The sequence below is a fragment of the Sporosarcina aquimarina genome (assembly GCF_023715615.1).
GTDB classification, from domain to species: Bacteria; Bacillota; Bacilli; order Bacillales_A; family Planococcaceae; genus Sporosarcina; species Sporosarcina aquimarina_A.
In genome coordinates this window covers 65,339-80,662 of the sequence record NZ_JAMBOM010000001.1, presented here as the reverse complement: position 1 = coordinate 80,662, position 15,324 = coordinate 65,339, and the positions used below count along the sequence as shown (strand labels likewise).

15 protein-coding genes are annotated in these 15,324 nt (G+C 46.0%); 6 read left to right on the top strand and 9 right to left on the bottom strand.

Translation table 11 applies throughout. The features are described 5' to 3' along the window. Positions 1–50: 50 nt before the first annotated feature. The 9 genes from M3197_RS00395 to M3197_RS00355 all read right to left on the bottom strand — a co-directional run bounded on the left by M3197_RS00395 (position 51) and on the right by M3197_RS00355 (position 10,693). Positions 51–953, bottom strand: a complete 903-nt coding sequence (locus M3197_RS00395; RefSeq protein WP_251658049.1) for a chemotaxis protein — start codon at positions 951–953, stop codon at positions 51–53. 885 nt (positions 954–1,838) lie between these two features. Beyond that, positions 1,839–2,573 (bottom strand): PepSY domain-containing protein, encoded by a 735-nt coding sequence (locus M3197_RS17300; protein ID WP_285851001.1) that lies wholly within the window; start codon positions 2,571–2,573, stop codon positions 1,839–1,841. Positions 2,574–2,616: 43 nt separating this feature from the next. After that, positions 2,617–3,972, bottom strand: a complete 1,356-nt coding sequence (locus M3197_RS00385) for a sensor histidine kinase (protein ID WP_251658048.1) — start codon at positions 3,970–3,972, stop codon at positions 2,617–2,619. Next, positions 3,962–4,666 (bottom strand): response regulator transcription factor, encoded by a 705-nt coding sequence (locus M3197_RS00380; RefSeq protein ID WP_251658047.1) that lies wholly within the window; start codon positions 4,664–4,666, stop codon positions 3,962–3,964. Before M3197_RS00380 ends, M3197_RS00385 begins: the two co-directional genes overlap by 11 nt. A gap of 174 nt (positions 4,667–4,840) precedes the next feature. Next, on the bottom strand, positions 4,841–5,668 hold the full coding sequence (locus M3197_RS00375; RefSeq protein WP_251658046.1) for an undecaprenyl-diphosphate phosphatase: 828 nt from the start codon (positions 5,666–5,668) through the stop codon (positions 4,841–4,843). Positions 5,669–5,674: 6 nt separating this feature from the next. Then, a complete protein-coding gene (locus M3197_RS00370; protein WP_251658045.1) occupies positions 5,675–6,286 on the bottom strand; it encodes a DedA family protein in 612 nt (203 codons plus the stop codon). 413 nt (positions 6,287–6,699) lie between these two features. Continuing rightward, on the bottom strand, positions 6,700–8,313 hold the full coding sequence (locus tag M3197_RS00365) for a long-chain fatty acid--CoA ligase (RefSeq protein ID WP_251658044.1): 1,614 nt from the start codon (positions 8,311–8,313) through the stop codon (positions 6,700–6,702). A gap of 55 nt (positions 8,314–8,368) precedes the next feature. Further along, the gene (locus M3197_RS00360) at positions 8,369–9,517 is read right to left on the bottom strand and encodes an acyl-CoA dehydrogenase family protein (RefSeq protein WP_251658043.1); all 1,149 of its coding nucleotides are present in this window, start codon (positions 9,515–9,517) and stop codon (positions 8,369–8,371) included. Positions 9,518–9,544: 27 nt separating this feature from the next. Further along, entirely contained in the window at positions 9,545–10,693 is a 1,149-nt protein-coding gene (locus M3197_RS00355; RefSeq protein ID WP_251658042.1) for a thiolase family protein, read from the bottom strand. 199 nt (positions 10,694–10,892) lie between these two features. Between M3197_RS00355 and M3197_RS00350 the strand changes: the two genes are divergently transcribed. The 6 genes from M3197_RS00350 (at position 10,893) to M3197_RS00325 (ending at position 15,290) form a co-directional block, all read left to right on the top strand. Beyond that, the gene (locus M3197_RS00350; protein ID WP_251658041.1) at positions 10,893–11,240 is read left to right on the top strand and encodes a lmo0954 family membrane protein; all 348 of its coding nucleotides are present in this window, start codon (positions 10,893–10,895) and stop codon (positions 11,238–11,240) included. 12 nt (positions 11,241–11,252) lie between these two features. Continuing rightward, positions 11,253–11,861 carry a PspA/IM30 family protein gene (locus M3197_RS00345; RefSeq protein WP_251658040.1) on the top strand — a complete coding sequence of 203 codons (609 nt, stop codon included), beginning with the start codon at positions 11,253–11,255 and terminating at the stop codon, positions 11,859–11,861. A 154-nt stretch (positions 11,862–12,015) separates the two neighbouring features. Then, positions 12,016–12,903, top strand: a complete 888-nt coding sequence (locus M3197_RS00340; protein WP_251658039.1) for a hypothetical protein — start codon at positions 12,016–12,018, stop codon at positions 12,901–12,903. A 32-nt stretch (positions 12,904–12,935) separates the two neighbouring features. Further along, positions 12,936–13,637, top strand: a complete 702-nt coding sequence (liaF, locus tag M3197_RS00335) for a cell wall-active antibiotics response protein LiaF (RefSeq protein ID WP_251658038.1) — start codon at positions 12,936–12,938, stop codon at positions 13,635–13,637. Continuing rightward, entirely contained in the window at positions 13,634–14,680 is a 1,047-nt protein-coding gene (locus tag M3197_RS00330; RefSeq protein WP_251658037.1) for a sensor histidine kinase, read from the top strand. The genes liaF and M3197_RS00330 overlap by 4 nt, the downstream gene beginning before the upstream one ends. Further along, on the top strand, positions 14,655–15,290 hold the full coding sequence (locus M3197_RS00325; RefSeq protein ID WP_251658036.1) for a response regulator: 636 nt from the start codon (positions 14,655–14,657) through the stop codon (positions 15,288–15,290). The genes M3197_RS00330 and M3197_RS00325 overlap by 26 nt, the downstream gene beginning before the upstream one ends. Positions 15,291–15,324: the final 34 nt, after the last annotated feature.

Here is a 15,324-nt window from a genome sequence, read left to right as displayed (position 1 = left end):
CCACCGACACTGCATGAATTGCAATAGAAATATATATACACAGAATAATTTTAAAGCACGTATTGATCAATTTTTAAGACAAGCTCTGCAATTTCAGGTTTGCTGATTTGTTCGTCTGCACCTACGCTTGTTCCTTTGTGCTTTAGTTCATCTGTGATTAAAGATGAGAAGATGATGACCGGTAGTTTTGCAAGACCTTTATGTTCTCGAATCCTTCTAGTGAAATGGTGGCCATCCATTTGCGGCATTTCAATATCCGTAATGACGAGTTGGATCGCATCCGCCACATCTCCTGTTTCTGCAACCTTTTCCAAATAGGAGAGGGCATCTTTCCCGTTTTCAAAAAACTCTACTTGCTCATAACCCGCTTCTGATAACGTCGTCTGCAACAACTTCCGTAATAGTGGAGAGTCCTCCGCAACGAGTAAACGTTTATCAGAACGTTCCCGCTTCCCTAATTTCTTGATTTGCTCTAGGCGAATTCCTGTTTCAGGGCTTATTTCCATGACGATTTTTTCAAAGTCCAGTAACAACATCATGTCGCCGCCAAGCTTAATGACGCCAATGACTGGAGAGGTTTCTGCCGAGTATGCACCAGATGGCTTCTCAATTGCATCCCATGAAATCCGGTGGATCATCGTCACGTTGTGTACATGGAATACAACTTGTTGTTTATTGAAAGATGAAACGATGTACTTATCATTTTGTGGGTTCGCAGACGGACCCATTCCCAATACGCGTTCCATACTAATCACGGGCAAGATTTCGCCGCGCAATTGAATGATTCCTTCTACTGCAGGATCCGAGTGTGGAATGGGTGTAATCGGCATCGGCACTATAATTTCTTTCACTTTAATGACATTAATGCCATAACGGCTCCCTGCCACTTCAAATTCTACAATTTCCAGTTCGTTTGTACCGCTCTCTAATAGTATTCCGCTTTCATAAGCCATTGCAATCAGTCCTTTTCATGTAGTCGCAATTTTAATCCTTCGTCACATGCCCCGCCATTCTGTGCGAAGCAGCTCTACTAGTCTATTTCGGCATAAAGTATCCAATCATTGAGGTCTCTTCCCTCTTTTTCTCAAATTATGAGGATCTGTTGGCAGAACTGTGTCTGTGAGAGGAATAAATGTGATCGTAAACTCTGAGGTATGCTCATAAATCACGAAATGTGATCATAAAACCTGGGGTGCGCTCATAAATCTCGAAATGTGATCATAAAACCTGGATTGCGCTCATAAATCTCGAAATGTGATCATAAACCTGGGATGTGCTCATGAATCACGAAATGTGATCATAACCCCTGGAGTGTGCTCATAAATCTCGAAATGTGATCATAACCCTTGGATTGCGCTCATAAATCTCGAAATGTGATCATAAAACCGGGGATGTGCTCATAAATCTCGAAATGTGATCATAACCCTTGGATTGCGCTCATAAATCTCGAAATGTGACCATAAAACCTGGATTGCGCTCATAAATCTCGAAATGTGATCATAAAACCGGGGATGTGCTCATAAATCTCGAAATGTGATCATAAAACCTGGGATGTGCTCATAAATCACGAAATGAGATCATAACCCTTGGATTGCGCTCATAAATCTCGAAATGTGATCATAAAACCTGGATTGCGCTCATAAATCTTGAAATGTGATCATAAAACCTGGGGTGTGCTCATAAATCTCGAAATGTGATCATAACCCTTGGATTGCGCTCATTAATCTCGAAATGTGATCATAAACCCTGGAGTGTGCTCATTAATCATAATTGTTTACAATAAAAAAACGATCAGCACAGGCTGATCGGTAGGTTTTCATCCAATATCCATTAAAAAATCAGTCGTCCCACGTGACGGACATAATCTTGCCAGAAATCGCATGAATTTGGTAGGTAGCTTCATCAGGGCCATCATCTACGTCAATTTCAATTTCGACGAGATAATAGCCTCCTTCTGACGTTTTGACAAAATCGACGTCATCCACTTCACCATTCAATTGACGCAATGCAATTTGAATGGCTTGTTGTTCTGTAAGTAAAACCGTTTTCTGTGGTGCTGGCTTATTTACAGGTGGCTTCGGCTGAGGTTTCTCTTGCGGTTTGGGTTTGGGTTTGGGTTTGGACTCGGGCTTCGGCTGAATCGGAGCTGGTTTTGGAGCCTCAGTTGGAGCCTCCGGTTGTGGCTTAGGCTTTTCTGGAGCTGACTGAGAAGGAACTTCCTCCGGTTTTCCAACCGATGACTCGTCCTTCTTAGCTTTTTCAGCAGCTTCCTTTTGTTTTGAAGCCAGTTCTGTCGAAGGCTCCTTCAAAACCATTGATAGAACTTTCCCCGTTTCTCCATCCACACGCACCGCATAGACAGATCCTTCCCGTGTGAGTGTGGCTCCATATATATTATCATGCAATAATAAATTGTTTACCTCGCCATTGTACATGGTTTCCAATTGGTTCTTGATCGAATCGGACGGAATAGTATCCGCGTGAGAAACAATGCTTTTCATATAAAACATACCTGCAACCACCAGGAGTAGCACGAGACTGAATGGCAGCAAAAACTTCCTGCTCTTTTTCATATCGGTTCACCTCTCCTTTAGAGTACCAGGTAGACATTAAAATTCACTGAGAAACTGATGCGTTCAATAGCCAAATTGTTATTTTCGTCCCTTCATCTTCCTTACTCTCAATGTCGAGCTTCGCCCCTAGACCAATCGCGATTTCGTTTGCAATTGCAAGTCCTAAGCCTGTTCCCCCCGTTTTTCGGTTACGGTCTTCATCCACCCGATAAAAACGGTCAAATAAGTATGGGATATCTTTTTCAGGAATCCCTTTTCCGTAATCCTGGATACTAATCCGTACATATTCATTTCGCTCTTCCATCTCAACATCGATTTCACGATCACTATATTTCCTTGCATTGTCGAGCAAGATAATTAAAAGCTGTTTTAAATGAGTCCCATCTGTTGATAAAATCAGTTGGTCCAACCCTTTAATCTGAACGGCTCTGCCATAGGCGCTCGTAATCATTTGGGCGGCATCATCTACAATTACACGAATATCTGTCTCTTCAAATATGTAGGAAGCTGGTTCGTTGTTGCGGGCAAGGTCCAACATTTGCTCAATCATTTCAGTCATCCGTTTTGTTTCATTACGAATCGCTGCCAGTGCTTCTAGGGCAATTTCCGGCTTGTCCATTCCGCGACGTTCGAGTAGCCTCGCATAACTGTCTATGACTGTAATTGGCGTTTTTAACTCGTGAGAGGCGTCTGACACAAATTTTTCCTGCTTGCGATAGTTTTGTTCCAGCTGAACCATCAGTTCATTAAACGTCTGACCCATTTGTGTCAATTCGTCTTTCCCTTTTTCTGGAACAACAATTTGCTGAAATGTTCCTGAGCGTCGACTATCCGTCATCGCCTGGATGAGTTTCTCAATTGGCTGTGTAACGATTCTTCCAAGTGTGATGCTTGAAATAATGATTGGGATCATGGCAAACAACGTTATGCCAATCATAACCATCTTCAACAATCTCAAATTCGCTTTTAAATCCGTCAGTACTTGAGTGACCTCAAGCTGGACCACTTCTCCAGTTGGCCAGATTGTAGGGATGGCAATCGAAAGGGCTTCATACCCATTATAAGGAACTAATGTATATTGCTCGCTCTTGTCCGGAACTGGGAAATTTCGGTCTAACCCTTCCATTGACTGTACTGACAAAACTTCGTTGCCGTTCTTCCCAACAATTCGGAGAGCCCCATTCGGAGGTACATACGCACGTAAAATAATTTCAGCTTCTTCTTCGTCCGTCATTTTGCTGAGCGCCACCGTTAATTCCTTCGCACTCCCCAGCAGTTGACTGTATTCGGTTTTATGTTGAGTCCGATCGAACGTGAAGTAAATTCCTAAATTACTAAGAATCAGTAAAATCAGCATCATCAAAGTAGAAAGGGAGTGGATTTTATTTTTAAGCTTCATGACGCGAGTCCTTTAGTGCATATCCAACTCCCCGCAAAGTATGGATGTACGACGGACCACATTCGGGGTCAATCTTCTTTCTAACATATCGTATGTAGACATCGACAACATTCGTATCTCCGTAATAATCATATCCCCACACTGCATCGAGTAATTGTTCCCTCGTCAGCACCTGATTCGGATGCTTCAGCAAATGGAATAACAAGTCATACTCTCGCGGGGTCAGTTCAATGAGGCTTCCATCGCAGCGGACTTCCCGTGTTTGGTCATGAATGGAAATGCCATTAAACTCATGTAAATGAACATCCGCTTCTTCAGGTACCTCTTTGGCAGAGAACCTTAAAGCTGAACGAATTCTTGCGAGCAATTCTTCAATTTCAAAGGGTTTCGTGACATAATCATTGGCTCCTAAGTCAAGTCCCGTCACTTTGTCTTCCATATCACTTTTCGCCGTCAACAAGATAACCGGGGTCCTCGTTTCATCGGCGCGAATGCGTCGCAGTACATCCAGACCATTAAGACCTGGCAACATGAGGTCCAGCAGAACCAGGTCCCATTCTTGTTCACGATACATAATCAGACCGTCCGTTCCGGTATGACACGTCGACACTTCGTATCCTTCAAATTCAAGTTCCAGCTGTAAGACGCGAGCGATACTTTCTTCATCTTCGACAATCAATACTTTTCCACCCATTAACAAATCACCTTTTCCGTCGCTTAGTTACTAGACTTCATTCGCTTTTAGTCTTAGTCTGCGAATTTTGTCAAAACAAGTTTTTCTTTAATTCTATCAGTTTTCTGTCTAGTAAGAGAAATTAAATGCAAGTATGAAAAAAGAAGCAACCCGCTTTGTGAGCGGGTATGCTTCTTAGACGAATACGATAATCGCTAAAATAATCGCTAATACAATACGATAGATTGCAAATGGAACGAGTTTGATCTTCGAGATCAGTTTCAGGAAGAATCGGATTGACAGCAGCGAGAACACGAATGCGCTGATGAATCCTACGACATAGAACGAGATATGATCCATCGATAGGTACTCCCAGTTTTTCATCACAGAAACGAGACTGGCACCCATCATAATTGGAACCGCCATGATGAACGTAAAGTCCGCTGCGGTTCTATGGTTCATCCCAAATAATACACCACCAGAAATCGTGGCTCCTGATCGTGAAAATCCTGGCCATAGTGACAAACATTGAACGAGTCCAACGGTAAAGGCTTGACGGTATGTAATTTGGTCAAGAGTTGTTACGCGTGGAGTCTTGGGTCCGAATCGGTCAGCCGCGATCATGAGAATCGCACCTGCGACAAGCGCGACGATAACCGTTTCAACGCCAAACAAATAGTCATCGATCAAATCCTTTAGAGCAAATCCTAAGATTACAGCAGGCAACATACCAACGATCACGTGAAGCAAGTTGAAACTTTTGCTCGCCTTTTGACCATCTACTTTATAAAGACCGACTAAACTGAATAGCCGCTTCCAAAACACGACAACAACGGCTAGTATTGAACCGAGTTGAATGACAATTTTAAATGTGATAGAAGGATATTTCCCAAGAAATTCTTCACTTTTCAACCACATGTCATCTACGATAATTAGATGCCCCGTGGACGAAACAGGCGCAAACTCCGTCATTCCTTCAACAAATCCTAACAGAAGCGCTTTTAAAAGTTCAAATAAATCCATAGTTGATTATACCCACTTTCTGCGAAGTCTGACATACGAGATGCATGCGACCACTCCGCCAATTCCTATTAAAATATACACAACGTTTGAATAGATGTCCATATATCCGAGGACCGATTCAAAGTTCGCCCCAAGCTTGACCCCTGTGAAAATGAGTACACTGTTCCAAACCAGACTTCCTAAAGTCGTGAGTATGATGAAAAGAGGGAAGTTCATCCCAGACATTCCGGCTGGTATCGAAATGAGACTACGAACAAGCGGAATCATTCTACAAAAGAACACCGTCCAAGGTCCATACTTGTGAAACCATGCATCCGCCCGACGAATATCCTTCCGCTTCAGCCTGAGCCAACGACCATATTGATCTGTAAGTCGTTCGAGCCGGGGAACGTCAAGAAACATGCCGATACCATATAGGAACATGGCTCCGATTACTGATCCGGTCGTAGCCGCCGCAATCATCCATCCCATTGATAGACTGTGGGATGCCACTAAAAAACCACTGAATGTCAAAATCAGTTCAGAGGGAATCGGAGGAAACAGGTTTTCCACTAAGATGAGTGCAAGCACGCCATAATAGCCATATTCCGCCAACAACTCCATAATCCACTCTTCCATCCACACCCTCCCGTCACTCGTTGTCGCGAAACTCCATATCGCCCATTACAATTGCTCCTACATCATAGGGGAAATGCTCATAAAACACTGAGTATGATCATAAAACTTGGATTCCGCTCACAAATGACAGATTCTGATCATAAACCACGCATTCTGCTCATAAATCCCGAAATCTGATCATAACCCCAGCATTCTGCTCATAAATCCCGAAATCTGATCATAACCAAAGCATTCCGCTCATAAATCCCGAATGCTCATCATACCCTTCTCGCCTAGCTTGTCATATAGACGACATCCCCCGTTACAAGTTTCGCCCAATCTCTATTAGTTTACGAAACAAGCTTCCATTCTATGACTTCAGCACAACAAAACCCGTCCAGCACTCTTCGCCAGACGGGCTTCATTCTCCACACTTACTTCGATACAACCAGTTGTTTGCGTAACTCGGCTTTCAAGAACTTCCCGACAGAGGTTTTCGGAATCTCTTCCATAAAGATGATGTCATCCGGGACCCACCACTTTGCAAATTGCCCTTCCATGTACTCCAGAAGTTCCGCCTTCATGGCCTCATTCGCTTCCCGACCGTCCGCCAATACGACACAGCCAAGAGGACGTTCTTGCCACTTCTCATGCGGCACTGCAATTACCGCTGCCTCAAACACAGCATCATGTGACATGAGCGCATTCTCCAAGTCTACGGATGAAATCCACTCGCCACCACTCTTAATCAAATCTTTCGTCCGATCCGTCAGTTTCAAGTAGCCGAAGTCCGTCATGACCGCAATATCTCCTGTATACAGCCAACCGTCACGGAATGCCTCTGATGTCCGTTCATCTTTATAGTATTCATTCGCAATCCATGGTCCTCGCACCGCGAGCTCACCCATCGTCTTGCCATCCCATGGAACTTCACCATTTTCGTTGACAATCTTCACATCCAATCCAGGCATCACAAGACCTTGCAACGCACGAATATCAATCTTTTCATCCAACGTGACGTCATCCATTTCCGATGTCAAAACCGACAAACTAACAAGTGGCGAGGTTTCTGTCATGCCGTATCCAATAATGAACGGAACCTGATAACGTTCCTCAAATGCGCGAATCAACCCTTTCGGCGAAGCCGAACCGCCACAGACAACCGCGCGTAACGAAGACAGATCACGTGGTTTGGCATCTTGAGATTTCAATACAGCTAGCCAAATTGTCGGTACCCCTGCTGTCAGCGTCACCTTTTCTTGTTCGATCAAATCTAGCAATAAATCCGGGATAATTCCTGGCCCTGGGAGCACTTGTGTAGAACCAAAGAAGACAGCAGCAAACGGCAGCCCCCAAGCATTGACATGGAACATTGGTACGACGGGCATGATGACATCTCGCTCATGCAGTCCCATTGCATCTGCTAGTCCGAGAGCATAACTATGAAGCACAATCCCACGGTGCGTGTAAACGACCCCTTTCGGATTGCCTGTTGTTGCGGACGTATAACACATGCCCGCCGGCGTGTTTTCATCCAAGTCCTCAGGAAATTCGAATGTGTCCGAAGCATCGTCGAGAAGTGCTTCGTAAGCATAGACATTCGGCAAGTTCGTCTCTGGTACTTCTTTACTGTCGCCCATAATGACATAGTGTTTCACTGTTTTCAAAAGCGGAGCCAACTTCTCAAGATGCGGGAACAAATTATCGTCCACTAAGAGAATTTCGTCTTCTGCATGGTTGATGACATACGCAATATGCTCAGGAGATAAGCGGATATTGACCATATGCAAAATCGCACCGGTACAAGGCACACCAAAGTAGGCTTCTAGATGACGATGGTGGTTCCAACCAAACGTCGCCACTTTCGTTCCGTGCTGCATTCCTAGTTTCGTCAGTGCGTCTGCAAGCTTCCGCGTCCGTTTTGCAAATTCGCGATATGGAATGCGGTGGATTGTATCTGCTGCGGTCCGTGAAATGATGAGCTTCTCCGGGAAAAACTGTTCAGCACGTCGGATGAACGACGTTAAATTGAGTGGTGTTTGCATCATTATGGCCAGCTCCCTTTGTCCATTAAATTGGTCATGCGCATGTCATACTTATGAATTAAAGACCGAGATTTTTAGCGATGATCACTTTCATAATTTCGTTTGTTCCTGCGTAAATCGACGTTACGGGGATGTCTCGATAGCGTCGGGCAATTTTATACTCTTCCATATAACCATACCCACCGTACAATTTCATGCACTCTGTTGCAATTTCCCGTGCACTTTCCGTAATCCAGTATTTCGCCATCGATACTTTTATGGCGACATCCGAACCGCTCATATGCTCTTCAATTAATGACTCCAAGAAGGTCTTTCCAAGTTCCACTTTTGTTGCCACTTCCGCCAACTTGAACTGTGTGTTTTGAAACGATCCGATCGGCTTGCTGAATGCATGCCGTTCCTTCACATACTCAAGCGTCATCTCTAACATGTCTTCTGAAGCCGTTTGTGCAGATAGTGCAACAATGAGACGCTCTTGCTGCAACTTTTGCATTAAGTAGTGAAAGCCTTTGTTTTCCTCGCCAATCAGATTGACAACAGGCACTTTACAATCTTCAAAATAGAGCTCTGCCGTATCTTGGGAATGCATCCCGACTTTGTCCAGCTTACGCCCTTTTGTGAATCCCTCCATTCCTTCTTCAATGAGCAGAAGGCTGATTCCACGATGCCTTGGCTTAGCTTGGAAGTCCGTTTTGACAACTGTCAAGAACAGATTGCCGTTAACTCCATTCGTAATGAACGTCTTTTGACCATTCACAATATAGAATTCGCCTTCCCTACGAGCACTCGTCTGGACATTCGCTAAGTCTGATCCTGTCCCTGGTTCCGTCATGGCTACTCCGGTGATGAAGTCAGCCGTCAGACATCCAGGTAAATAACGCACCTTCTGCTCGTCTGTCCCGTACGATTCAATATATGGAACAACGATGTCATTATGCAAACCAATTCCTGTCAAACCTGCACCGACTCTTTCCATCTCTTCGCCGATAATAACACCGTAGCTAAAATCCAATCCCAATCCACCATATTGTTCGTCAATTTGAGGGCAAAGAAATCCCATCTCACCAAGCTTCCTCCAAAACGGTTTTGGCACAAGACGCTGCTGTTCCCATTCGTCGTAAAGTGGTACTGCTTCCTTTTCTAGAAATTTCCGAAGCGTCTTTCTGAATAACACATGTTCTTCCGTCTCAAAACGATAGCGCTTCATTTATATTAACCTCCCTTTTCACTGGGATTAAATCATTTCAATAATTGTTGCATTGGCCATTCCCATTCCCTCACAAATCGCGAGTAACCCATAACGTCCTCCGGAATGTTTTAATTCGTGCATCAGCGATACAAGCAACTTTGTCCCCGTTGCACCAAGGGGATGGCCGAGTGCAATCGCTCCGCCATTTACGTTCAATTTCTTACTATCCGCTCCCGTTTCTGCGAGCCATGCAAGTGGTACAGGCGCAAACGCTTCATTCACTTCATAGAGGTCCATGTCGTCAATCGTCAACCCCGATTTCTTCAACACCTGATGGGTCGCTTCAATCGGACCCGTTAGCATAAGGGTCGGATCTGAACCGACTACTGTACGGGCCACAATCCGCGCAATCGGCTTGACGCCAAGTTCTTCGGCCTTTTCCCGGCTCATGAGTAACACTGCCGATGCCCCATCACTCATTTGACTCGCGTTTCCTGCTGAAATGACGCCTTGTTCATCAAATACCGTTTTTAATTCAGCCAGCGTTTCTAGCGTCGACTCAGGTCGAGGTCCTTCATCTATAGAAAATAGTTTCGAATTTCCTTCTTGGTCCATAACAGCAACGGGAACGATCTCTTCATCGAACCGTCCTCCATCGATTGCCTGCATGGCTTTTTGGTGGCTATCATATGCAAACTGATCAAGCGTCTCACGCGATAGCTTCCATTTTGTTGCAATCCGTTCGGCAGACAATCCTTGATTGATGATTTCATACTGTGACATCAATTTCCCGCTAGGCTTTGCGACATGCAAATTGGAGAACATCGGCTCACGCGTCATACTTTCCACTCCACCCGCTATCACGACGTCCATATCTCCGCTTGCAATTGCCTGTGAAGCGAAGTGTACCGCTTGTTGACTCGATCCACACTGACGGTCAATCGTCACTCCTGGAACAGTTATCGGAAATCCACCGATGAGCGCAGCTGTACGTGCGATATTTCCACCTTGTTCACCTGATTGTGTGACACACCCAAAAATGACATCGTCCGTTTCTTCTTTTGCAACGCCCGCCCGCTCCATCAGTTCATCCAAAACAAGCGCCGCAAGTTCATCTGGTCGAGTGTTGGCGAGACTTCCTTTCCTTTTTCCTACTGGTGTCCTTACGCCTGCTACGATTACAGTCTCTCTCATTACGACACTTCCTTCGCATTAAAATAGTCCTAGTTTTCTAATAACTATATCAATTATTGAAAGCGGTTTCAATTGTTGTTTCATAGTCTCGTTAAGATCTCAGCCTAAAGTATGAGACGAAACTCCACACCAAGCCTGTTTGGATAAATTCTATTCCGCCTTATCATTAGGGTACAAACGAAGGGAGGCACAACCAATTATGAAAAATTTTTTACTTATTGTCTTCGGAATAATCGCCGCGATTGTAGCAGTTGCCAATATCGGGTCGATCGTAGCACTGGCACTTTCAGCAGCTGCCGCAGTTTTCGGTTGGCACTACTTCCGTAAAAGTGACTCAACAATCGGCCGTATTCTGTGGGGAATCATCATGTTAGTTGGAGTACTAACAGGAATTTCAAACATCCCTGCATTCATCGGACTTCTTGCTGCAGCCGGAGTTTACTATGCATGGCGCAAATGGAAATTAAACCAACGTACAAACAGCAATGTAATCGATGCAGACCCGTTCGCAAAGTTTGAAAAACAATGGAACGAATTCAATAAATAAGGAGGGCTTTTGATGAATGAACTATGGTATAAATTCAAATTTGCCGTACAAGAGGATCTTGAGCAATTATCAGCAAAACGCAATACACAAAATGCCGCAGATGTGTTAAATGAAACCATCAAGGAAGCCGAGCAGCAAACGAAAGCAGTCGGGAAATTATTGGAGCGTCAACGAATTTTGCGCGATGAAATCGCAAAGGAACTACTTGAAGCAGAACAGCTAACGGACAAACGAACTGAACAACTCTCTTTAGCTGAAGCAACCGGAGACGAAGCGCTTATTAACTACGCGAAAGATGAGGCCGAAGCCTATAGTCGACGCCGTGACGAATTGCGTTCTCTTGAAACAGAAACGACGGAGTCCATGATTGCATTGGAACGACGTTTTGAAAGCATGAAGCACAAAGTGAAAGATATGCAAGTCCGCCGCTTGAAGTTAATGGGGGAAGAGAATGCAAAACGGGCAAACAGCCGGATGGATCGTATTTTCTCGGCAGATCTCGATTCTTCATCTGTCGAACCCGTGAATCGGACTTCCTCCAAAGACGATGACATCGCCTCCATGCGACGTCGTCTAGACGATTTGACGGCAGAAGAAGCAACCATCGAGAAAATCGTGTAAACTGAAAAGACAGCAAGGAGCTGTCCGGGTGATCAGGGACATCCTTGACCGCTCGGCAGTTCTTTTTTCTGAACGTGAGAGGATTACCCTGCTGAACGGGCGGGTTTCTTTCGTGAAATGAGCGGGCTTCCTTGCGAAACGGGCGGGTTCCCTCGTGAAACGAGCGCGTCGCCTCGCGAAACGAGCGGGTTCCCTCACTAAACGGGCGGGTCGCCTCACGAAATGGGCGCGTTCTCTCACTAAACGAGCGGGTCGCTTCGCGAAACGGGCGGGTCGCCTCACGAAACGAGCGGGTTCCCTCACTAAACGGGCGGGTCGCCTTGCGAAACGAGCGGGTCACCTTGCGAAACGAGCGGGTTCCCTCACTAAACGGGCGGGTCGCCTCGCGAAATGGGCGCGTTCCCTCACTAAACGAGCGCGTCGCCTCACGAAATGGGCGCGTTCCCTCGCGAAACGGGCGCGTCGCTTCGCGAAACGGGCGAGTTCCCTCGTGAAACGAGCGGGTCGCCTCGCGAAACGAGCTGGTTCCCTCACGAAATGGGCGGGTCGCCTTGCGAAACGAGCGGGTTCCCTCACGAAACGAGCGGGTCGCCTTACGAAACGAGCGGGTTACCTTGCGAAACGGGCGGGTCTCCTCACGAAACGGGCGGGTCCCCTCGCGAAATGGGCGAGTTCCCTCTTGAAACGAGCTGGTCCCCTCGCGAAACGAGCTGGTTCCCTCACGAAACGAGCGCGTCGCCTTGCGAAACGAGCGGGTTCCCTCACGAAACGGGCGGGTCTCCTTGCGAAACGAGCGGGTTCCCTCACGAAACGGGCGGGTCCCCTCGCGAAACGGGCGGGTCTCCTTGCGAAACGAGCTGGGTCCCTCGCGAAACGAGCGGGTTCCCTCACTAAACGAGCGGGTCGCCTCACGAAACGGGCGGGTCCCTCACGAAACGGGCGGGTCTCCTCGCGAAATGGGCGGGTTCCCTCACGAAACGAGCGGGTCGCCTCACGAAACGAGCGGGTAACTACGTGTATATTGAGCCTCTACCCTCAGTAAAGTACTGACATCGAGAAAGGAGTGGAAGCAGAATGAAGAGGAGCAAAACAGAACGGACTACATTGTGGGTTATGGGGTTTGCGCTCCTTGTATTTGTGGAAGCTGGTTTGTTTGGAAACGGGAACGTCATCTTCTTCTTTCTCGGTGCCATTGCCATGTACTTCGGGCTTCAGCGTCGCTCGAAATGGCTCGTTATAACAGGTGGCATTTTTATCGTGATTGCCTTGCTCTCGTTATGGAGTTTGCGTTTACTCATTTTCGGCATGCTGATTTATCTGGTCTTCCGATTGTGGAAAGGGACGCCTGCAGAAGAGATCATGCGTCCTCTAAAAGAAACAACTCGGGAAACACAGAACGGTATTTGGAAAGATCGACTCTTCTCCAGCCAGTCGACCCCGTTCACATCCTATGAATGGCAAGACGTTCACGTACAAGGAGTCGTTGGAGACTTCTATATCGATGTGACAGACACGGTGCTGCCGAAGCAAACTTCCTTCATTTCCATCCGGCAAGAATTTGGTCGTGTTAAAATCGAATTGCCGTACGATTTGCCCGTGCGCATCCATTGCTCCGTCTTATTTGGTGAATGTCGCCTGTTTGATTTAACCCCTAAGCGATTGCTAAATGAATCCATCCATATGAAAGATGGATATGATCGCGCAATTGGTACAGAAGCGGAACTCATCATCTCACTATCTGTCCGTTTTGGGGATGTCGAGGTGATTCGAAAATGACCGGACTCTTTTGGCGTGGAATTCTACTTTCCACACTATTTACCGTAGTTTGTGCTGGTGGGGTTTATTACATCATTGAATACACTCCATCTCTCGAATGGCAATCTCTATATAAAGAAAACTTCCTGGATGTGCCTGTTGGAATTTGGTTGCTCGTTATCCCAATTACTCTCGGCTGGTTTTTTTCATACTGGATTTATAACATTGCACGCTCAAAGGAAAAGTCAATTGAACGCACACTTAACCAGCTCGCAGAAGAAGGTACTGCCCGTTCGAATAAAAGCATCTCTCGCAAGCTAAATCGCACCATCGCTTCTGTATCGGAAGTATTGGAGACGCAAAAACGAAGTTTACAGAGGATTACCGACCAACGGGCTGAGGACCAAGACCAACTCATTCAGGAGCGACTGATTGAAGAGCGTCAGCGTCTCGCTCGCGAACTTCATGATTCCGTCTCCCAGCAATTGTTCGCAGCATCGATGCTGTTGTCATCACTTACCGAACACCCCGATGAAACATCGTTCCAAAAACCATTGCTCCAAGTGGAACGAATGGTGCAACAAGCGCAACTCGAGATGCGCGCATTACTGCTTCATTTACGGCCTGCAGTTCTCAATAGCAAATCTCTTAAAGAAGGACTTGAGGAATTGCTGACGGAACTGAGCGAAAAAGTAACGTTCACCATTCGATTCCGACTGGAAGATGTTCCTCTTTCAAAAGGTGCAGAAGATCATTTGTTCCGCATTGCACAAGAGACCTTGTCGAACACCCTCCGCCATGCACAAGCAACGGAAGTCGATGTAGTCTTCATCGAACGGGAGGAACTGGCGATTTTCCGTGTACAAGATAACGGAGTCGGATTTAGTGATTCAGGCGGTAAAGGTGGCTCGTATGGTCTTCAAAATGTTAAAGAGCGTGCCGTTGAAATTGGGGCCGTTTGCAAAATTGTATCCGTCCCTTCGCAAGGAACGATAGTAGAAGTGAAATTACCGGTTTTGACAGAGGAGGAGGAAACCCATGATACGCGTACTACTCGCAGATGATCATGAAATGGTTCGCATAGGGGTATCTGCCTATTTAGGGACTCAACCTGATATGGAAGTCGTTGGAGAAGCGATCGACGGCGGAGAGGCGGTTAAAAAAGCACTTGAATTACGGCCGGACATCATTTTAATGGACATGGTCATGCCTATCATGACCGGTGCAGAAGCAACAAAAGCAATTATTCAACAATGGCCAGAAGCAAAAATCATTGTCGTTACGAGTTTTTTAGATGACGATAAAGTCTATCCAGCGCTCGAAGCAGGTGCTGCCAGTTATATTTTGAAGACGTCGAATGCTAAGCGAATTGCCCAAGCCATCCGAGAGACCGTCCAAGGCCAAACTGTTCTGGAACCGGAAGTGACGGTCAAAATGATGGAAAAAATGAGGAGTGTCGGATCTGACCAACCTCTACATGAACAGTTGACGCAGCGTGAACTAGAAACCTTGTTGCTCCTTGCACAAGGAAAGTCCAATCAGGAAATCGCAGATGAGCTGTTCATTTCCTTGAAGACCGTCAAGACTCACGTTAGTAATGTGCTTTCAAAACTAGAAGTTCAAGACCGTACCCAGGCGGTCATTTATGCATTTCACCATAAATTAGTTCAGTGAAAAACGCACGGTCAGGGATATCCCGACTGTGCGT